This is a genomic window from Rhodococcus sp. 11-3 (assembly GCF_023704055.1).
GTDB classification, from domain to species: domain Bacteria; phylum Actinomycetota; class Actinomycetes; order Mycobacteriales; family Mycobacteriaceae; genus Rhodococcus; species Rhodococcus aetherivorans.
The window spans coordinates 1-20,960 of sequence record NZ_CP080406.1 but is presented as its reverse complement, the minus strand read 5'-3'; the positions used below and the strand labels follow the sequence as shown (position 1 = coordinate 20,960).

The 20,960-nt window shown below is 70.1% G+C and carries 16 protein-coding genes; all 16 read right to left on the bottom strand.

Annotated features, from left to right (window positions below; all coding sequences use genetic code 11):
- Positions 1–33: 33 nt before the first annotated feature.
- Complete coding sequence (locus KZJ41_RS00080) at positions 34–1,227, bottom strand: DUF3566 domain-containing protein (RefSeq protein ID WP_251549979.1); 1,194 nt, start codon at positions 1,225–1,227, stop codon at positions 34–36.
- On the bottom strand, positions 1,228–3,732 hold the full coding sequence (gyrA, locus tag KZJ41_RS00075) for a DNA gyrase subunit A (RefSeq protein WP_006934483.1): 2,505 nt from the start codon (positions 3,730–3,732) through the stop codon (positions 1,228–1,230).
- 150 nt (positions 3,733–3,882) lie between these two features.
- The gene (locus tag KZJ41_RS00070; protein WP_006934482.1) at positions 3,883–4,716 is read right to left on the bottom strand and encodes an MHYT domain-containing protein; all 834 of its coding nucleotides are present in this window, start codon (positions 4,714–4,716) and stop codon (positions 3,883–3,885) included.
- Positions 4,717–4,874: 158 nt separating this feature from the next.
- The gene (locus KZJ41_RS00065) at positions 4,875–5,711 is read right to left on the bottom strand and encodes an MHYT domain-containing protein (RefSeq protein WP_251549977.1); all 837 of its coding nucleotides are present in this window, start codon (positions 5,709–5,711) and stop codon (positions 4,875–4,877) included.
- Positions 5,711–6,265: an ATP/GTP-binding protein gene (locus tag KZJ41_RS00060; RefSeq protein ID WP_006934480.1), complete on the bottom strand. Its 555-nt coding sequence runs from the start codon at positions 6,263–6,265 to the stop codon at positions 5,711–5,713. Before KZJ41_RS00060 ends, KZJ41_RS00065 begins: the two co-directional genes overlap by 1 nt.
- Before the next feature lie 13 nt (positions 6,266–6,278).
- The gene (locus KZJ41_RS00055) at positions 6,279–6,653 is read right to left on the bottom strand and encodes a DUF742 domain-containing protein (protein WP_006934479.1); all 375 of its coding nucleotides are present in this window, start codon (positions 6,651–6,653) and stop codon (positions 6,279–6,281) included.
- Between the two features lie 13 nt (positions 6,654–6,666).
- On the bottom strand, positions 6,667–7,083 hold the full coding sequence (locus KZJ41_RS00050) for a roadblock/LC7 domain-containing protein (protein WP_251549974.1): 417 nt from the start codon (positions 7,081–7,083) through the stop codon (positions 6,667–6,669).
- Positions 7,080–10,268, bottom strand: coding sequence for an ATP-binding protein (locus KZJ41_RS00045; protein WP_251549972.1), 3,189 nt, complete (start codon positions 10,266–10,268; stop codon positions 7,080–7,082). Before KZJ41_RS00045 ends, KZJ41_RS00050 begins: the two co-directional genes overlap by 4 nt.
- 338 nt (positions 10,269–10,606) lie before the next feature.
- Positions 10,607–12,640, bottom strand: a complete 2,034-nt coding sequence (gene gyrB / locus KZJ41_RS00040; RefSeq protein ID WP_072633810.1) for a DNA topoisomerase (ATP-hydrolyzing) subunit B — start codon at positions 12,638–12,640, stop codon at positions 10,607–10,609.
- 166 nt (positions 12,641–12,806) lie between these two features.
- Positions 12,807–13,709, bottom strand: coding sequence for an alpha/beta fold hydrolase (locus tag KZJ41_RS00035; protein ID WP_203329725.1), 903 nt, complete (start codon positions 13,707–13,709; stop codon positions 12,807–12,809).
- Between the two features lie 8 nt (positions 13,710–13,717).
- On the bottom strand, positions 13,718–14,806 hold the full coding sequence (locus KZJ41_RS00030; protein ID WP_044475807.1) for a PDR/VanB family oxidoreductase: 1,089 nt from the start codon (positions 14,804–14,806) through the stop codon (positions 13,718–13,720).
- Complete coding sequence (locus tag KZJ41_RS00025) at positions 14,803–15,693, bottom strand: metal-dependent hydrolase (RefSeq protein ID WP_251549970.1); 891 nt, start codon at positions 15,691–15,693, stop codon at positions 14,803–14,805. Before KZJ41_RS00025 ends, KZJ41_RS00030 begins: the two co-directional genes overlap by 4 nt.
- Before the next feature lie 89 nt (positions 15,694–15,782).
- Entirely contained in the window at positions 15,783–16,331 is a 549-nt protein-coding gene (locus KZJ41_RS00020) for a DUF721 family protein (protein ID WP_006934465.1), read from the bottom strand.
- Positions 16,328–17,581 (bottom strand): DNA replication/repair protein RecF, encoded by a 1,254-nt coding sequence (gene recF / locus KZJ41_RS00015; protein WP_251549969.1) that lies wholly within the window; start codon positions 17,579–17,581, stop codon positions 16,328–16,330. The genes KZJ41_RS00020 and recF overlap by 4 nt, the downstream gene beginning before the upstream one ends.
- Before the next feature lie 27 nt (positions 17,582–17,608).
- Positions 17,609–18,793 (bottom strand): DNA polymerase III subunit beta, encoded by a 1,185-nt coding sequence (gene dnaN, locus KZJ41_RS00010; protein ID WP_050034253.1) that lies wholly within the window; start codon positions 18,791–18,793, stop codon positions 17,609–17,611.
- Positions 18,794–19,328: 535 nt separating this feature from the next.
- Positions 19,329–20,960 carry a chromosomal replication initiator protein DnaA gene (dnaA, locus tag KZJ41_RS00005; RefSeq protein WP_044475805.1) on the bottom strand — a complete coding sequence of 544 codons (1,632 nt, stop codon included), beginning with the start codon at positions 20,958–20,960 and terminating at the stop codon, positions 19,329–19,331.

Genomic DNA, 20,960 nt, shown 5'->3' with positions numbered 1-20,960 from the left:
AAAATCGGCTCGGCGGGGTCACGTTTTCCCAGCTCAGTCCGGGTCTGCGAGGGTGACTTGCACGCCCCCGACGAGGTCGGTGCACAGGTTGTAGATGAACGCCCCCAGGGTGGCCAGAGCGGTCAGCAGGATCGTGTTGACCAGCCCGATCACCGTCGCGTACCCGAAGACCTGGCCGGCGGTGATGAGGCCACCCCCACCGGTGTCGGACACCATGTCGGTGAAGGCGCTGTTGAGCCGTTCCCACACGCCCATGCCCGCGAGCACGCCGTACAGCAGACCCACGGCGACCATCCACACGAAGAACAACGAGACGGAGATCACCGAGGAGATCTTCAGCATCGACCACGGATCGATGCGGCGCAGCTGCACGGTCGCCCGCAGCGGCTCACCCGGGACCCGGGCCGCGGCCGCCACCACGGCAGCCGGTTGCGCAGCCGCGGATTCCTCGGCCGGCGCGGACGGCAGCGGATGCTTCACCGTCGACAGGTCCGGCAGGTCCTTCGCCAGGTCCTTGCGTTCGATGTGCCGCGTGGGACCGTCGATGACGGCCGCCTTCGTCTTGGCCGCCGACCGGTCCGCACCCGGCATCCCCGTCGTGGGCGCGTTCATCGAGGCGGACGCCGTGCCGGTGACCACCGGGCGGGTCGGCGGCGTCGCGGCACCGGACCGGCCGCCGGCCGGATTCACGCCGGGGCGAGCCGCCGCCGGCTTCGCCGGGCCCGGCTGCTGCCCTGCGGGCTGCGCCGATCCGGTCGGGGCCGCGCCGGGCCGCGTGGCGGGCTTGTCACCGCCGGGCCGCGTGGCGGTCTTGTCACCCACAGCGCCGCCCGAGGTGGGCACCGCGGGACGCCCGGTCGAGGACGACGTCTGACCCGGGCGGGCCAGATTCGTCTGCGGCACGTTCTGCGGCGCCTCCTGCTGACTCCCGCGCTGCCACGGCGGCGTGGGGGGCCCACCCGGCCGTTGCTGCCCCGGACGCCCCGCCGGCGACGTCCCGCTCTCCGGCGTGGCGGGACCCTGCTTCGCCGCGCCGTCGGCCGGCGCGCCCGGGTTCGCTCCCGCGGCGGGGTTCCGGGCGGCACCCGGCGCGTCCGACGGCCCCGCAGCGCCCTCCGGCTTCACCTCGGGAGCCTGCTTCCCGGGCACCTCTCGTCCGTTCTGTCCCTTCGGCGGCTGAGCGGGCGGCCCCTGCTCGGCCCCGTTCGGTCCCTGGGGAGTGCTCACTTACGACTCCTTCGCTTCGAGTACGGCGCTCTCCTCGGGCTCGTCGGCGTTGCGTGCGATCGCCAGCAACGTGTCCCCCTCCCCCAGGTTCATCAACCGCACACCCTTCGTCTGTCGGCCGGCCTTGCGCACCTGCTTCGCGGGGGTCCGGATGACGCCACCGCCCGAGGTGATCGCGTACAGCTCGTCGTCGTCGTCCACGATGAGCGCTCCGACCAGAGTGCCACGCTTGCGGTCGTACTGGATGGTCAGCACGCCCTTGCCGCCGCGGCCCTGCGCCATGTAGTCCTCGATCGGGGTGCGCTTGGCGTACCCGCCGGACGTCGCGACCAGCAGGTACGTGCCCTCGCGGACCACATTGAGGGAGAGCAGGGCATCGTCCTCGTTGAACCGCATGCCCTGCACACCGGAGGTCGCCCGGCCCATCGGCCGCAGCGCCTCGTCGCTCGCCGCGAACCGGATCGACTGTCCCTTCGCGGACACCAGCAACAGGTCGTCGTCCGACGAGCACAGCACCGCGCCGACCAGTTCGTCGTCGCCGCGCAGGTTGATCGCGACGATGCCGCCGGACCGGTTGGAGTCGAAGTCCGACAGGCGCGACTTCTTGACCAGGCCGTTGCGGGTCGCGAGCACCAGATACGGGGCGTCCTCGTAGGACTTGAGCCGGATGACGCCCTGGATCCGCTCGTCCGGCTGGAAGGCCAGCAGGTTGGCTACGTGCTGGCCGCGCGCGGTGCGGTTGGCCTCCGGCAGCTCGTAGGCCTTCGCCCGGTACACCCGGCCCTTGGTGGTGAAGAACAGCAGCCAGTCGTGCGTGGACGTCACGAAGAAGTGCTTGACGATGTCGTCCTGCTTGAGGTCGGCACCCTTGACGCCCTTGCCGCCACGCTTCTGGGACCGGTACAGGTCGGTCTTGGTGCGCTTGGCGTAGCCGGTCTCGGTGATGGTGACGACCACGTCCTCGCGGGCGATGAGGTCCTCGTCGGAGACGTCGCCGTCGGCCGCGACGATGCGGGTGCGACGGTCGTCGCCGTACTTGTCGACGATCTCCTTCAGCTCGTCCCGCACGATCGCGCGCTGGCGCTCGGGCTTGGCGAGGATGTCCTTGAGGTCGTCGATCTCGCGCTCGATCTCGGCGAGTTCGTCGACGATCTTCTGCCGTTCCAGGGCGGCGAGGCGGCGCAGCTGCATTGCCAGGATCGCGTCGGCCTGGATCTCGTCGACGTCGAGCAGTCCGATCAGGCCGGTGCGCGCGTCCTCCACCGTCGCCGAGGCGCGGATCAGCGCGATGACCTCGTCGAGCGCGTCGAGCGCCTTGACGAGTCCGCGCAGGATGTGGGCCCGCTCCTCCGCCTTGCGCAGCAGGTACCGCGTCCGGCGGACGATGACCTCGACCTGATGGTTGACGTACAACCGGATCATCTGGTCGAGCCGCAGGGTGCGCGGCACGCCGTCGACGATCGAGAGCATGTTGCAGCCGAAGCCGGTCTGCAGCTGCGTGTGCTTGTAGAGGTTGTTGAGGACGACCTTCGCCACGGCGTCACGGCGGACGGTGACGACGATGCGCATGCCCACACGATCCGACGACTCGTCGTGGATGTCGGAGATGCCGGCGATCTTGCCGTCCCGGACCTGCTCGGCGATCGAGGTGATCAGGTTGTCCGGGTTGACCTGATACGGCAGTTCGGTGATGACGATGGAGGTCTTCCCCCGGGCGTCCTCCTCGATCTCCACGACACCGCGCATCCGCACCGAGCCGCGGCCCGTGGTGTACGCGTCCTTGATGCCCTGGCCGCCGACGATCAGGCCCGCCGTCGGGAAGTCCGGCCCCTTGATGCGCTCCATGACGGCCGCCAGGGTGGCTTCCTCGTCGGCCTCGTAGTTCTCGAGCGCCCAGTAGATCGCCTCGGCCACCTCACGGAGGTTGTGCGGCGGGATGTTGGTGGCCATGCCCACCGCGATGCCGCCGGAACCGTTGATCAACAGGTTGGGGATACGGCTGGGGAGAACCACCGGCTCGAGCGTGCGGCCGTCGTAGTTCGGCTGGAAATCGACCGTCTCGTGGTCGATCTCCCGCAGCATCTCCATCGCGAGCGGCGTGAGCCGGCACTCGGTGTACCGCATCGCGGCCGCACCGTCGTTGCCGCGGGAACCGAAGTTGCCCTGGCCGTCCACGAGCGGGTAGCGCATCGACCACGGCTGCGCGAGTCGCACGAGCGTGTCGTAGATCGAGGCGTCGCCGTGCGGATGGTAGTTGCCCATCGTCTCGGCGACGGCACGTGCCGACTTCACGTAGCCGCGGTCCGGGCGGAACCCGTTGTCGTACATTGCGTACAGGACGCGGCGGTGCACCGGCTTGAGACCGTCCCGCACATCGGGCAGGGCGCGGCCCACGATCACGCTCATCGCGTAATCGATGTAGCTGCTCTGCATCTCCTGCTGGATGTCGACGGGCTCGATGCGGTCGTGCCCCGGCCCCTCCGGCGGCAACGTGGTGTCGGTCATGAGCTCCTTCTTCTACTCGGCTCGAACGCCGCGGGCTTCCGCTCGGCGCGCGTCTCGCAACCACACGAGTCTATAGGTGCAGGTCAGCTCGCACACCGACCGATGCGGCGATTCCGCTCGACCGACCCTGCACGTCGCCCGGAATTCACGTCACGATCGCGCCGGAACGGTCCGCGACGAGTCGGTGCCGTCGTCGTCGGTGGTCCAGCGGGCGAACTCCTGTTCCAGTGCCAGATCCCTCCGGCTGGGCGCGAGCAGCAGCGCCGCGATGGGCACGGTGAGAACGACGATGCCGAGCACGAAGGAGGGGAACAGCAGGGCGGTGACGGTCTGGCCCGCCGGCAGCGGGACGGTCGGGTCGACCTGGACGCGCACACCGGCCATGCCGGTGTAGTGCAGCGCGACGACCGCGCAGCCCATGAGCAGGGCGGCCGGCACCCGGAGCGTCCACCGGTCCGCGGCCTGCGCGAGCCACAGGGCGACCGTGGCCGCAACGACACCGATGGCCACCGAGGCCACGACGAACGCCGTGTCGTGCTCGAGCGAGCCCTGGATCCGGATGGCCCACATGCCGCTGTAGTGCATGAGGCTGACCGCCAGGCCCATCCCGACACCGCCGACGAACAGGCGGACGAGAGACGGGACGCGGTTCACCCACGCGGCGCGGGAGCTCACGAGCCAGAGCCCGAACCAGGTGGCGGCCACCGACAGCGCGACGGAGAAGACGGTCGGTCCCAGCGCGTATCGGACCGCGGTCCCCGGGACGTCGAAGCCCATCATCCCGATGAAGTGCATGAGCCAGACGGCCACACCGCCGACGGACAGGGCGGCCATGGCCATCCAGCGGCGGTGGCCGCGGCCGGTCGGGGCGATCAGCGCCTGGCGGGCGCAGGAGAGCCCGACGAACGATCCGACGACGGAGGTGGCATAGGCGAGGAAGAACACCCACATCCCCATGGAGAAGTGGTGCATTTCGTGCGACATCGTGACCTTCTGAGCGTGGCACGCGGAAGTCGGTCCGCACTCGTGCGGTGGCGCGCCACACCGAATCGATACGGGCTGCGACTTCGCCCCCTCGACAGCGATCGGAGCGTATCGCATCGATGTAATTCGAACGGGGGGCAGGTCCCGCCCCCGTGCGCTCAGGTGGCCGGATGCCGGGGATCGGCCGGGCTGTGCTGCTGCGCCCACGCCTCGGCCTCGGCCTCCAGTGCGGCCGCCACCCGGTCGGGAGCCATGAGCAACGCCATGATCGGGACCGTCAGGATCAGCATGCCGAGCACGAACACCGGGAAGAGGACGGCGAACACCTCGACCCCCGACGGGGCCGCGGTCGCCGGATCCACCGTCACCTGCACCGCCGCCATCGCGAGAAAGTGCACGCCGATCACCGCCGCGCCGGCGAAGATGCTGCCGCCGATCCGCATCCACCTGCTGTCGGCGACCGTGACCAGCCACAGGACCACCACCGCGGTGAGGCAGGCCGCCACCACGGACGCCGCCACATAGGTCAGGTCGTATGCGACGGTGCCCTGCAGTTCCATCGCCCACATGATCGAGTAGTGCACGCCGGCGATCCCGGCGCCGAGGACCAGCGACCCGCCCAGCAGCCGTACCGCCACGGCACCGCGCGACGGCCGGGCCCGGCGCGACACCCGCTTCGGCTGCACGACCACCATGGCGACGAAGGCGGACACCAGCGCCACCGCCATCGAGAAGACGATGCCGAGCAGGTCGTATCGGATGATGCTGCCGTCCACCGTGAAACCCGCCATCGGCAGGAAGTGCGCCAGCCACACCCCGACGCCCCCGGTCGAGAGCGCGGCTCGCATCAGCCAGTACAGCCGCGCCCGTTCCGAACCGGCGGACAACGACTTGCGGGCACTGGCCAGTCCCACGAGCAACCCGATCGCCGACGTCGCGTACGCCAGGACGATCACCCACGTGCCCATGCCGAACAGGTGCACGTGCGTGTCCATCAGGGCGCTACCGGCTGATGCAGCTTGCGCAGCGCGTACTCGGTGACCGTCACGAGCGCCGACTTGGCGGACTCGCGCTGCCGAGCGTCGATCGAGACGATCGGCACGTCCGCCGAGACCGCGAGGGCCTGACGGATGTCCTCGGTCGGGTACCGCGGAGCGTCGTCGAATTCGTTGATCGCGACGATGAACGGCAGGTTCCGGGCCTCGAAGAAGTCGACCGCCGCGAAACTCTCGTCCAGACGCCGGGTGTCGATGAGCACGATGGCACCGATCGCACCTCGGATCAGGTCGTCCCACATGAACCAGAACCGGTGCTGCCCCGGCGTACCGAACAGGTACAGCACGAGATCCTCGGCGAGGCTGATCCGGCCGAAGTCCATCGCGACGGTCGTGGTGGCCTTCTGCGGCGTCGCGCTCAGGTTGTCGACGCCGTCGCTGGCGTTGGTGACCAGCGCTTCGGTGCGCAGCGGAACGATCTCCGAGACCGCCCCCACCAACGTGGTCTTGCCGACACCGAAGCCCCCGGCGATCACGATCTTCGTCGAGGTCACCCGCTTCGGGGAGTTAGAGTTCGCGAAGTCCACTGAGGACCCTTTCAATCAGCTCACGACGCTCCGCGTCGCTCGAATCGTCTTTCAGGGTGGCCAGGATCCGTACGTGCCCGGCTTCGACGAGATCCGCCACGAGTACGCGCGCCACCCCGATCGGCACACCCACCCGCGCCGCGATCTCGGCGACCGACGGGGACTCTCTGCACAAAGCCACGATCGTGGCATTGATGTTGTCCAGGTCCCGGGCACGGTCGTCCGTGCCCGGGAGGACCTGGATCAGTGCCTCCAACGCCAGCTCGACCGCGGGGCTGGTCCGTCCCGAAGTCAGTGAGTACGGCCGGACCAGACTGGGCTGGGCCGGCGGCGACTCCGGCTTGCGTTCTTCCATGGCCACCTCGACGTCAGGACCCCAGACCGATGCGCGGAGTGGCCTCGACCGACGCCCCCACACGATCGACCAGGAGTGCCATCTCGTAACCGACCTGTCCGATGTCGCATTCCGAGGCGGTCAGGGTCGCAAGGTGCGAGCCGTCACCCACGCTCATCAGCAGCAGGTAACCGTGCTGCATCTCCACGACGGACTGGAGCACTCCGCCGCCCTCGAAGAGCTGGGACACGCCGTTGGACAGGCTGGCCAGGCCGGACGTGACGGCAGCGAGCTGCTCGGCACGGTCGACAGGCAGGTGTGCGCTGGCCGCCATCAGGAGGCCGTCCGCGGACACGAGCACGGCGTGGGAGACGCCGGGAACCTCGCGCGCGAAGTTCGACACCAACCAGTCCAGAGGACGAGTTACGTCGGATCCATAGTCAATGTTCATCGAACTCCCTGTTCGTCGGTCTGGGTGGACGCGTGCGCGGAGGCCCGCCCGTTGCGAACCCCTTGCTGGTGACGGCTCAGGTTGGCCCGGATGGCCTCCGGGTCGCGCCGCCGAACAGCCGGCACAGATCCGGTCGCCGGGGAGGCGACCGCACCGGGCACTAGCCTATGACCGGGTGCACGTCGCGGAAGACCCGCGGTGGTGAGTTGCTCCACCGGGGCTTGCGCCGCCTCCTGGGCGGCCCTCCAACCGACGTCCGCCCGCGAGTTCCACTCCGGCCGACGGTCCTCCGGCAGGCTCGTCGGATCGACGAGCCAGCTCGACATCATGTCGGCGAAGATCGGCGTGCCGGCACCCGGACGCAGCGTGTTGACGTCGGGCCGCGGCTGGAAGAACGCGGCCGTCTTGGCCGGGTTCGTCCGGTACCGATGCCGTGCGGCGCGGCCCGGCTGCCCGTCGGCTGCTGCGCTGCCGTGGCCGGCGGACGCGGCGGCCGGGTCTGCGGACCGCTCGGAATGCTGCTGCGGCAGGGAGGAATCGGCGGCGGCCGGCGGCGTCGGCAGCCCGGGAGTGCTCCCGGGGCGGCGCTGCGGCAGACCGTTGCCCGACGCACCGCTGCCCGACGCACCGCTGCCCGACGCACCGTTCCCCGACGCACCGTTCCCCGACGCACCGCTGCCCGGCACAGCAGCGGACGGCTGCGGCGACAGGCCCGGCGTGGCACCCGGCCGGCGCTGCGGCAGACCATTGCCCGCGGACGACGGAGCCGGCTGCGGCGACAGGCCCGGCGTGGCACCCGGCCGGCGCTGCGGCAGACCATTGCCCGCGGTGGCCGGAGCCGGCTGCGGCGACAGGCCCGGCGTGGCACCCGGCCGGCGCTGCGGCAGACCGCTGCCCGCGGACGACGGAGCCGACTCGGGCGAGGCCGGAGCGGCCGCGGCGGGAGCAGGAGCAGACGAGACCGTCTCCGAGCGGCGCGGCGGCAGGACCGGCGTCGGACCGGGTTGCCGTCGGGGCAGTTCCGACAGCGGCGTGGGCTGGCGCGGCACAGGACTCGGGGTGACACCCGGCTGACGCTGCGGCAGACCAGGAGTCGAGCCGGGGCGGCGCTGCGGCAGACCGGGAGTGGTCCCCGGCTGGCGCTGCGGCAGACCCGCGGATGGCTCCGGAGGAACGGGTGCCGGCTGGCGCTGCGGCAGCGGCGATTCCGGCGCGGGGGTGCGTTCCGGCAGGGCCGGGGCCGCGACGTCGCGCGGCGGCCGCGGAGCCAGGGCCTCGGCCGGACGGCCGTCCTCGCCCATGCGCGGCTGCGGCCCGGTCTGCGACAGGGCGAGCGGCGAGACGAGGAGCACGTCGGGAATGTGGACGCTGGCGGTGATGCCCGGGTTGCGTGCGGTGTCGAACGTCGGGCGCAGCCGCACGGTGAGGCCGTGCCGCGCCGCGAGGCGCGAGACCACGAACAGACCCATGTGGCGGGCGGTGTCGGGACCGACCTCGCCACCGAGAGCAAGCCGCTCGTTGATCGCGTCGAGTTCCTCGGCCGGGATCCCGATACCGCGGTCGGCGATCTCGACGAGCAGGCCACCGTCGACAGCCCGTGCGAAGCTGAACGTCACGGTGCTGTCCGGCGGGGACGCCCGCAGCGAGTTGTCGACGAGCTCGGCGAGCAGGTGGACGATGTCCGTGGCGACCGTGCCGCTGAGTGCGCCTTCCGGCGTCGAGCCGATCTGGACGCGCTGGTAGTCCTCCACCTCGGACATCGCGGCACGCAGGATGTCACCGAGCTGTACGGGCGCGGAGTGGCCGCGCCGCATCCGGGTGCCCGAGAGGATCAGCAGGTTGTCGCCGTTACGGCGCATGCGCGCCGCGAGGTGGTCGAGTCGGAACAGGCTCTCGAGCCGGGCCGGATCCTTCTCCTCGTACTCGAGTCGTTCGATGAGGCCGAGCTGCTGCTCGACGAGCGACTTGCTGCGCCGGGCGAGGGTCTCGAACATGTCGTTGATCTGCAGGCGGAGGTGGGCCTGCTCGCCGGCGAGGCGCAGGGCCTGCCCGTGCATGTCGTCGACGGCGCGGGCGAGCTGGCCGACCTCCTCGGTCGTGTGCACCGGGACCCGCGTGAACTCGATGTCCTCGACGTTGTCACCCACCTTGATGCGGTCGATGGCGTCGGGGAGTTCCTGCCGGGCGACCTTGAGAGCGCCGTAGCGCAGGCGGCGGATCGGGCCGACGAGCGACCGCGACACGAGAAGCGCCAGGACGAGCGCGGCGAGCAGGGCACCGAGCACGATCGCGGTGTCGCGGAGGGCGGCGGAGCGGGTGTCGGAGGCGCGGGCGAGAACGGTCTCGCTGATCGCGTCGGACGCCTCGTCGATGAGGGTGCCGTAGACCTCGACGCTCTGCAGCAGCGACGAGCGCAGGTTCAGGATGGGCAGCGGCCCGTCGCCGGCGGCGTCGATCATCGCGGTGCGCTCGGCGACGCCGTTGCGCAGCTCCTGGATCTGGGCGTCGGACGCCGGATACGACCGGGCGAGCGTCTCGAGCATGGCGAGCTCGGAGCCGGACGCGGACACCAGGGTGGTGCCCGGCTGGTCCGGGTCCCGCAGGATCGCCACGATGCCCATCACCTGATCGAACAGGTAGCGCTGCGACGCCCAGGCGTCGACGAGCCGGGTGCCCTCGGCGAGCACGGACGGATCCTCGATCGGCTCGACGATCGCCTCGACGATGCGGATCAGGTCCTTGCGGATGGCATTGGTCTGCTCGTTGAGCTCGGGGAGCGGGATGTTGCCGGCCGCGATACGGTCTCGCAGCGCCTCGGCGGCGGCCACGGTGCGGGTGAGGTCCGCGGCGATGACCGGATCCAGCTCCGGATTCTGGGACACCGCCCGGACGCGTTCCAGTGTCGCGTCGAGGTTCTCGATCTCGTTCGTGATGCCGGTGCCGGCGGCCAGCGTCGCGGAGGCGGTACCGAAGGCGGTACCGAAGTCGACGAGGTCGGGCACGACGGCCACCTGGTCGGCAGCGGACGAGAAGTGGACGGCGTTGGAGAGCTCCTGCTGCACGCGCAGGCCGCCCAGCACCATTGCCACGGTCACGGGAACGGCGAGAACGGCGGTCACCTTCCAGCGAAGGCCCCACCCTTCGATGTTCCACCACCGCTGCCGAGGTGGCGATTCGTCACTCATCTTCACAGCTCACTTTCCACCCGGTTTCCGCCGCCGACCCACACCCGCGCCACACCGCTCGGTGTCGAGGAGGTGCGGCTGCGGGTGGAGTGGTCGGAAGAGACGTTCCTGAGTGCACGCACCATATCCGTCCGAGTGCGGATAACGAAAGGAGCACGACCACTCCCGGAACCGGCGGGAGTCGCGCCCCGAGCCGGTCACCGAGCCGAAAACTCTACCGACCAGTAACATTCGCGGCCCGGGAACGCGCACCCGACGCGCCGAAGGGCGGCGAAAGCGGTGGTGTGAACCTCGTCACACACCCCTTCCGCCGCCCTCTCCGGCGCCGTGGAACCCGGTCAGACGTCCAGGAAGCGAACGTCCTTGGCGTTACGGGTGATGAAACTGCGACGTGCCTCGACGTCCTCGCCCATCAGGATGCTGAACAGCTCGTCGGCTGCGGCCGCGTCGTCGAGCGTCACCTGACGCAGCACGCGCACGCTGGGATCCATGGTGGTCTCCCACAGTTCCTTGGCGTTCATCTCGCCGAGACCCTTGTAACGCTGGATGCCGTCGTCCTTGTTGATCTTCTTGCCGGCGGCGAGACCGCGCTCGAGCAGGCCGTCACGCTCCCGGTCGGAGTACGCGAACTCGGGCTCGGAACGCTGCCACTTGAGCTTGTACAACGGCGGCTGCGCCAGGTACACGTGGCCGTGCTCGACCAGCGGACGCATGAAGCGGAACAGCAGCGTCAGCAGCAGCGTGGCGATGTGCTGGCCGTCGACGTCGGCGTCGGCCATCAGCACGATCTTGTGGTAGCGCAGCTTCGCGATGTCGAACTCGTCGTGGATACCGGTGCCGAAGGCGGTGATGATCGCCTGGACCTCGTTGTTCTTCAGCACGCGATCGATGCGCGCCTTCTCGACGTTGATGATCTTGCCGCGCAGCGGCAGGATCGCCTGGTACATCGAGTCGCGTCCCGACTTCGCGGAGCCACCGGCGGAGTCGCCCTCGACGATGTAGATCTCGGACTTGCTCGGGTCGTTCGACCGGCAGTCCGCCAGCTTGCCGGGCAGCCCGCCGAGATCGGTGGCGGACTTGCGCCGGACCAGCTCGCGCGCCTTGCGGGCGGCGACGCGGGCCTGCGCGGACGAGACCGCCTTCGTCACGATGGTCTTCGCGTCGGCCGGGTTCGCCTCGAGCCAGTGCGACAGGTGCTCGTTGCAGGCCCTCTGCACGAACGACTTGACCTCGGTGTTGCCGAGCTTGGTCTTGGTCTGGCCCTCGAACTGCGGTTCGCCGACCTTGACCGAGATGATCGCGGCCAGTCCCTCGCGGATGTCGTCGCCGGTGAGGTTCGGGTCCTTGTCCTTGAGGAGCTTCTTGTCCTTCGCGTACTTGTTGACCACCGAGGTCAGGGCCGCGCGGAAGCCCTCCTCGTGGGTGCCGCCCTCGTGGGTGTTGATCGTGTTGGCGAAGGTGTGGACCGACTCGGAGTAGCCCGAGTTCCACTGCATCGCGACCTCGAGCTCGTGGCCGGTGCCCTTCGCGGTGAAGCCGACGACCGAGTTGTGGATCGGCTGCTTGGTGCGGTTGATGTGCCGCACGTAGTCCTCGAGGCCGCCCGGGTAGTGGTAGACGCGGGTCTTGACCTTGTGATGCTGTTCGGCCTCGGCCTGTTCCTGCTCCTCGGCCTTCTTCGGTGCCTCGGCGAGTTCGCTGACGACCTCGTCGGTGACCTCCTCGGGGGCGACCCGCTCGTCGGTCAGCGTGATCGTCAGGCCCTTGTTGAGGAAGGCCATCTCCTGCAGGCGCCGCGCGACCGTCTCGAAGTTGTAGGTCGTGGTCTCGAAGATGTCCGGGTCCGACCAGAACCGGACGGTGGTGCCGGTGGCCCGTGTGGGCTCGCCCCTGATCAGTTCGCCGGGCTTCGACGACAGGTACGTCTGCTCCCAGTGGTAGCCGTCGTTGTCGATCTCCACCTCCAGCCGGGTGGACAGCGCGTTGACCACCGAGATGCCGACGCCGTGCAGACCGCCGGAGACGGCGTAGGCATCGGAATCGAACTTGCCGCCCGCGTGCAGCTGGGTCAGCACGACCTCGACGGTCGGGATGCCGGAGGCGTGCATCCCGACGGGGATGCCACGGCCGTCGTCGACGACCTGCACGCCGCCGTCCTCGAGGAGGGTCACCTCGACCTTGGTGGCATGGCCGGCCATCGCCTCGTCGACCGAGTTGTCGACGACCTCCCAGATCAGGTGGTGCAGGCCGCGCTCACCGGTGGAACCGATGTACATGCCGGGGCGCTTGCGCACCGCCTCGAGACCCTCGAGGACGGTGATGGAGGAAGCACCGTACTCACTGTTGCTCTTGTTCGACTTCTGGGCAGCCACGGGTTGGTAGCTCTCCTTCTTCCGCCTGGGTCTCGCGCACACGCGCACGCATTCGGAATTCATCCTACTGCCCGGAAGCGTACTTGCCCCGCCCGACACAGGACGGGCCGCCGACGCCGCTCACCGGCCCGCAGGCGCGGCGTCGCGAGTACGGGAGGGTGAATCGCTAGGGCGACGAGGTTCGGACAGTGTGCCGCGCCTCGACGTCGCGCACGAAGCGCGCGGTCGCGGCCGCGAGTTCCCCGGCATGCGAGCGCGGCGACCAGTGCCCGGCGTCGAGCGGTTCCCGGCGCAGATCGGTGACCCACTTCTCGGTGTCCTCGTACCCGACCGGCCGCACCGCCCGGTCCCGCAGGCCCTGGATCAGCTGAACGGGGACGTCGGTGCGCCGCTCGCGCGGCGCGCGGAGCCGCCGGCGCAGGTTCGCCCGGTACAGCTTCAGGCCGTGCACCATGTCGTCGGCGAGCGTGGGCGCGACGGGTCCGATCAGGGCCGGGTCGGAGCGGTCGAAGAACCCGACGAATCCCGGCCAGTGCCGGGAGAACCACCACCGCAGCGCGGGCACGGGCAGGCCGGGGGTCTGGAACAGCACCGTGTAGGACGACGCCACGGCCTGCTCGAGCGGGCCGAGCGGGCGCCGCTCCCCCAGCCGGCGACGCATCCACAGCGCGAGGTGGTCGAGGTTCGGCCCGGACACCGAGGTGTACGACGCGATCCGCTCCGCCGCCCCGGGTTCGCACACGGCCTCCCAGCCCAGCACCGACCCCCAGTCGTGCCCGAGCAGGTGCACCGGCGCGTCCGGGCTCACCGCGTCGATCACCGCGAACAGGTCCGCGGCGAGCAGTTCGAGCCGGTAGGCCGCGACGTCGCGCGGCACGGTCGACGCGCCGGCACCGCGGTTGTCGAACCGGACGATCCGGAAGTCGCCGGCCAGCGCGGGCACCACGCGGTCCCACAGGGCATGCGTGTCGGGCCAGCCGTGGACCAGCACGAGGGTCGGCCCCTGCGGGTTGCCCTCCTCGACGACGTGGAGGCGGACGGCTCCGTTCGTGACGGTACGAGTGGTCATGTTCTCCCTCAGAGGTCGAGTACGAGCCGGCCACCGTCGGCGCGCGAGACACAGACGAGCATCTCCTCGCGACGTTCCTCGGGGGTGAGCCGGTTCTCGCGGTGGTCGGGGGTGCCGGACAGGACCCGCACCCGGCAGGTCCCGCAGAACCCCTGCCGGCACGAGTAGCCGATGCCGGGCCGGCGCCGGCGGATCACTTCGAGCGCCGATTCATCGGCCGGGACGGCGAGCACCTCTCCGGTGCTCGCCAGTTGGACCTCGAAGGCCCGGCCGTCGACGACGGGTGGGGCACCGAACCGCTCGAAGTGCAGGGCCGACGCCCCCGTGGCATCGATGCCGGCACGCACCGCGTCCAGCATCGGGGTGGGCCCACAACAGTAGACGGCCCCGCCGGCGGGGGCGCCCGCGAGCAGGTCGGCGCCCGTCGGCGTGCCGTGCTCGTCGTCCGGGCGTACGAAAACCCTTGACGGATCCCATGTTCCGATCTCGTCAAGGAACGGCATCGCGGCCCGGGTGCGTCCGGTGTAGACGAGCCGCCAGTCCATTCCGGCACGGTCCGCGGCGCGGGTCATCGCCAGGACGGGAGTGATGCCGATCCCGCCGGCGACGAACAGGGCCGCACCCTCGGCGACGAACGGGAACCCGTTGCGCGGACCGCGCACGGCCACCGGGTCGCCCGGTTCGAGGGCATGCATCTCGAGCGACCCGCCCCCGCCGCCGGAGATCCGGCGAACCGCGACGGTGTAGCGGGTGCGGTCCTCGTGATCGCCGCACAGCGAGTACTGCCGTCGCCGCCCGGAGGGCAGATGGAAGTCGAGGTGGGCACCCGGGTGCCACGCCGGCAGCTCGGCGCCGCCGGGGGCACGCAGCGTCAACCGCACCACGTCGCCGTCGACTGTCACCGGGTCCTTTTCGGTGACAACCAGATTCAGCTGCAGATCGGGGTCCCCGGCACCGGCGGCGCCGTCGTAGCCGAGAGCCGTGACGAGACGCAGGTAGCTCTCCACGACGGATCCGAGCAGGCCCATCGCACGGTCGGTCCGGTTCCGCCCGTGCAGGTCCGACGGGCGACGGTGCCGCGGCAGCACCCCGGTCATCGGGCTGCCGCCCGGGCCGCGGGGGAGGACGCCAGATAACGGACCGCCTGACCGGTCGAGCCCTCGTGGCTCGGGTGGTACGAGCGGTGGAAGTACCGCGACATGCGCCTGCCGAGGTCCACCGGGCCGGGTAGCGTGCCGCGGCGACTCGCCGCCAGCCAGTCCGAAAGATGGGGTGCACGCACATGTTTCGATGCACGCGCCAGGTCCGGGTCGTGGGCCATGAGGAATCGGGCACCGCGGATCCACAACCACACGAGGACCGGGGTGACGAGGAGCTGGGTGCGGATCCGCCGGGCCTCCCCGGGGTCGAAGTAGCGCATCACGTCGTAGGCGACGCTGCGATGCTCGACCTCCTCGGCGCCGTGCCAGCGCAGCAGGTCGAGCATGGTCGGATCGGTGCCCGCCGCGTCGAGGCCCTTCGCATTGAGGACCCAGTCCCCGAGGAACGCGGTGATGTGCTCGACGGCGGCGATGATGGCGAGCCGCTCGACGAGGTAGTTCTCCGCGCGCAGTCCGGTCAGCGGTCGCCGGCCGAGCAACCGGCCGAACAGCCACCGCACCTGGTCCGTGAACGGGGTGGGATCGAGACCCTTCGACTCGAGTTGCTCGAGTACCCCCTGGTGAGCGTGGGAGTGCACCGATTCCTGGCCGATGAATCCCACGACGTCTTCGCGCAGTTGTTCGTCTTCGATGAGCGGCAGCGCCTCCTTGAACGTTTCGACGAACCACTCCTCCCCCGCCGGCAGCAACAGATGCAGGACGTTGAGCACGTGGGTGCTGAACGGATCGCCCGGCACCCAGTGCAGGGGCAGCGTGCTCCAGTCGAACTCGACGTTGCGGGCCTGGAGCAAGACGCGGTCCGGTTCGATGAGTGGTGTGGACATGGACGTACCTCCCGATGCGGACGTGTGCGGCAGCGCACAACCGGCTGATTTCAACGTAACATCGGGTTACATATAAATCCAGGGTCGGATCAGCCGTATGTGTCCCGGGGTCCGCGGCCGCGGACGTGCCGCTCCCCCTTACGCCAGCTCGGCGCCGTCGGCCCGGTGATCCGCAGCTCCTTGACCACCCCGTGCCCGACCGCGGCGGCGATCTTCGCGAGGATCTGCGCCTGCATCATGCGCAGCTGGGTCGCCCACGCGGTCGACTCCGCCGACACGTGCAGCACCCCGTCGCGCAGCGTCGTCGGCGACGCGTGCGAGGCGATATCGTCGCCGACCACGCGCGCCCAACTGCCCAGCACCGTGCCCTCCGACACGCGCCCCGACCATCCCCGCTGCTTGGCCAGCGAGTTCGCCAGCGCGCCGAGCGGCTGCGGGTCCCGCTCGTCGGGGCCCGGGCCCGACCAGCCGCGGCGGCGGCGCCGTGGCCGCAGCGCCCCGCGTGACGCGCGCCCCTGCCCCACCGACTTCCCGCTCGCCTTCGCCGCCGCACGGGCCTCCTCCAGCGCGCGACGGGCCAGGTCGATCCCGCGCAGCGGCGGCTCGGGGAGTTGTTCGCCCGGATTCTCGGTGCTCATCGCAGTGCTCCGTCCACGGTTCCGTCCAGATCCGGCTGCGAGGGATCGCCGCCGTCGAGCCGGGTCAGCACCGAGAGCCGTCCCCGGTCGGTGTCCTCGGCCCGCACCCCGAACCGGACCGCGGACAGCTCCGCCGGCACGTCCTCGGGAACCGCGGCGGTGATGAGTACCTGCTCGGCCGAGGCCGCGACGGCGGCGAGCGCGGTGCGACGACGCCGATCCAGCTCGGCGAACACATCGTCCAGCATGAGGACCGGGTCGGTGCCGTCGGCCCGCAGGAGCGAGAAGGCGCCCAGGCGCAGCGCCAGCGCGAACGACCAGGACTCCCCGTGGCTGGCGAATCCCTTGGCCGGCTGATCACCCAGGATCAGGTCGAGTTCGTCGCGGTGGGGGCCCACCAGGCACACGCCCCGCTCGATCTCCTTCGTCCGCGCCTGCGCCAGCCGGGTCAGGAACGCGGCCTCGAGCACCTCACGGTCGTCGGATCGCGGCACGCGGGCCGGGTCGGCGAACTCCGGCGGCAGCGCCTCGCCCACCGTGCTGCGGTAACGGAGCAGCGCCGGTCGTGACTCGGGGGCGATCGATCGGTACGCCTCGGCGACGTGCGGGGCGAGCTCGTGCAGCAGCGCGACGCGGGCCGCGAGCAGCTCGGACCCGTGTGCCGCGAGATGGCCGTCCCACACGTCGAGCGTCGCCAGTGCGCTCGCCCCGTCGCCGGACCGGCTGCCGCGGCGCAGCGCACCCCCGGCCGTCTTCAGCAGGGCCGAGCGCTGTCGCAGCACCTTGTCGTAGTCGGCGCGGACCCCGCTCATCCGCGGGATGCGGGTGGCGAGCAGCTCGTCGAGGAACCGGCGCCGGTCGCCCGGGTCGCCCCGCACCAGCGACAGGTCCTCCGGCGCGAACAACACCGTCCGCAGGATGCCGAGGATCTCGCGCGGCCGCCGGGTCGGGGACTGGTTGATCCGGCCCCGGTTGGGCCGGCCCTCGTTGAGTTCGATGTCGATACCCAGTTCCCGGCCGCCGTTGACGACGACCGCACCCACCTGGGCGCGCGACGTCCCGCTCCGGAACAGCGGGGCATCGCCGGACACCCGGTGCGAGGTCAGCGTCGACAGGTAGCCGAGCGCCTCGAGCAGGTTGGTCTTGCCGTGCCCGTTGCGACCGAGGAACACCGTCGGCCCCGGCGCCAGATTCAGCGAAACGGCTTCCCAGGAACGGAAGTCGCGCAACGAGAAGGTGCGAACGTACACGGGCTCCGACCGTTTCCTGCCCCCGGGTCAGCCCGGCAGGCGCACCGGCATCAGCAGATAGGTGTAGTCGCTGTCCGGGGCGGCGAACGTACCGGAGGCGTCGGGCTCGGGCGCTTCCTCGAGCGCCGGTCGCAGCACCGCGGGACGGCTCGGCGTCGTGAAGCCGAACGACACCTTCTCGCTGTGCAGCGAGCCGAGGCCGTCGAGCAGGTACCCGGGGTTGAACGCGATGATCAGCGGCTCGCCGTGGAACTCCGCGGCGAGGGACTCCTCCGCGCGCCCGGCGTCGTCGCCACCGGCCGACAACAGCAGACCGCCATCGGTGAACTCGAGCCGCACCTGCGCCCCGCGCTCGGCGACGAGCGCGACGCGCTTGATCGCGTCCACGAGCGGCGCGATGTCGACGGTCGCCATCGCGGTGTGCTCGGTCGGCAGCAACTGGCGGAACTTGGGGAATTCGGCGTCGAGGAGGCGGGTGGTGGTGCGCCGGCCGTCCGCAACGATGCCGAGCAGGCCCTCGGCGCCGACCGACGAACCGGCACCCAGCGCGAGCTGGACGGGCGAATTAGAAGATCCGCCAACGGTTTTCGCCGACTCGGAGAGAGTCTTGGCCGGCACGAGGACCGCGGCGGTCGCGGTGTCTGCGGTGGGCATCCACTCGATCTTGCGGACCGCGAGGCGGAACCGGTCGGTGGCCGCAAGCACCATGTGGGTGCCGTCGATCTCCACACGGATACCGGTCAGCATCGGCAGGGTGTCGTCCTTGCCGGCCGCGACCGCGACCTGGCTGATCGCCTCGGCGAACACCTCCACGGGCAGCGAACCGGTCTGCTGCGGCAACTCGGGCAGCTGCGGGTAGTCCTCGACCGGCATGGTCGGCAGGGAGAACTTCGCGCTACCGCAGTTGATGAGCACCCGCGTTCCGTCGAGCACCACGTCGACGGGCTTGTTGGGCAGCGCGCGGGTGATGTCGGCGAGCAGGCGGCCCGACACGAGCACCTGCCCGGGGGTGATGACCTCTGCGGAGACATGGACCTGCGCGGAGACCTCGTAGTCGAACCCGGAGACGGTCAGTCCCTGCTCGTCGGCGCCGAGGAGGACGCCGCCGAGCACCGGCACCGGCGGCCGCGACGGAAGACTGCGCGCAACCCACGCGACGGAGTCGGCGAAGTCCTCGCGAGCGACACGAAACTTCATGCTTCCAAGCTCCATCGCCCGGCGGATCCTTTCGCTCTGATGGCTGTCGATCGATTCAACGAAGTCTGGCACAGGACCCCGACACCGAGGTCGGCAGCGGGGACGTCGCTCCACGGTATGCGCTCGTGGAGCACTTGGAAAGCCGGAGGCTCGAGGGGGACGCGGCTCTCGAGACCCTGTGCACTCGAGTCCTCCACAAGCCTGTTTTGAAAGAGGAATCTTCGAGAGAAAACACAGAAGTAGTAATAGGGGTTGTGGAATCTGTGGACGAACGACCGTCTACGCTGGTGGGGCGGGCTTCTCGAGCCCCGCACTCTCGAGGATGAACTCGAGGAATTCTCGAGGACGGATGTGGACATCTCGAGAGTGTTCAACATCGGTACACCGTCCGTCCACAAAGATCCCATGTTGTACACACGGTTGTCCACAGGTGTGAGTCACTGCCCATCCGTCTCGAGAATCACACTCACCGCCTACCGCCGGCCCGTCCCCGGATACGACGAAGGGCCCGGACGCGATCGTCCGGGCCCCTGCCACAGGGCGGTACGGCTCAGCGCTTGGAGCGCTGCTTGATGCGCGCGGTCAGCTCCTGCACCTGGTCGTAGACCTTCCGCCGCTCGGTCATCTCCTTGCGAATCTTCTTGTCCGCGTACATGACCGTCGTGTGGTCCCGGCCGAAGGTCTGCCCGATCTTGGGCAGCGAGAGGTCGGTGAGCTCGCGGCACAGATACATCGCGATCTGTCGCGCCTGGGCCAGCGGCCGCGCCTTGCCGGGCCCGCACAGGTCGTCGATCGAGGTGCCGAAGTACTCGGCGGTCACCGCCATGATGGTGGCCGAGTTGATCTCGAGAGCCGTCGAGTCGGGGATGAGGTCCCGCAGCACCACCTCCGCCAGCGTCAGGTCCAGCGGTTGCCGGTTGAGGGACGCGAAGGCCGTCACCCGGATCAGCGCACCCTCGAGTTCGCGGATGTTGCGTTCGATCCTGCTGGCGATCAACTCGAGGACGTCGTGCGGCACGTCCAGCCGGTCCATCCGCGCCTTCTTGCTGAGGATCGCGATGCGGGTCTCGAGTTCGGGCGGCTGGACGTCGGTGATCAGGCCCCACTCGAACCGGGTCCGCAGGCGCTCCTCGAGCGTCGCGAGCTGCTTCGGGGGACGGTCGGACGACACCACGATTTGCTTGTTCGCGTTGTGCAGGGTGTTGAAGGTGTGGAAGAACTCCTCCTGGATACCTTCCTTGCCCTCGATGAACTGGATGTCGTCGACGAGGAGGATGTCCGTCTCGCGGTACCTGCGCTTGAACGCCACCTTGCGGTCGTCGCGGAGGCTGTTGATGAAGTCGTTCGTGAACTCCTCGGTGGAGACGTACTTGACCCGCATGCCCGGGAACAGGCGCTGCGCATAGTGCCCGGCGGCATGCAGCAGGTGCGTCTTGCCCAGGCCGGAGGCACCCCAGATGAACAGCGGGTTGTACGCGCGGGCGGGCGCCTCGGCGATCGCCACCGCGGCCGCGTGGGCGAACCGGTTCGACGCTCCGATGACGAACGTGTCGAACGTGTACTTCGCGTTGAGGCTGCTGCTGCCGGTCGGTGCCGCGGCGGCGGGCGGCGGCGGCTGGGTGAAGTAGGACGGCCACGACTCCCGGACCGCGGTCATGGCCTCCCGGTCGTCGTCGACCTCCTCGAGTTCGCCCGTGTCGACCTCGAGCATGCCGTGGTCGAGGGAGGAGGGGCGGCGCCGCCGGAACGGATGCACCATGTCGCGGGGGTCGGTCTCGCGCGGTCCGGTGGGAATCGGCCGCGTATCGAACGCGTGGGGCTCGGGCGCGCGGGGGTCCGGCGGCAGGCCCTCGAGGGGCAGCGTGTCCCGGGGCACGGCGTAGGGGTCCTCGGCGGGATCGTCGACGGCCGCCGAGGGTTCGATGCGCACGCCGAGTCCCTCGACGCGATGGCCGAGGGTGCGGTGGAGCGCGCGGAGGATCGGCTCGCGCAGATCCCGCTCGATGGCCTCCTGCGCGAACGAGGACGGAACCGACAGGAGGGCGAAACCCTGCGCCAGGGTGATCGGCCTGACCAGGGCGAGCCACGCCTTCTGGCCCTTGCTGAGGCCCTCGCCGTCGGCGGTCAGCTCCGCGACGACGTCCGGCCACACGTCGGCCAGCGCGTTCGGCTCGTCGTTCAC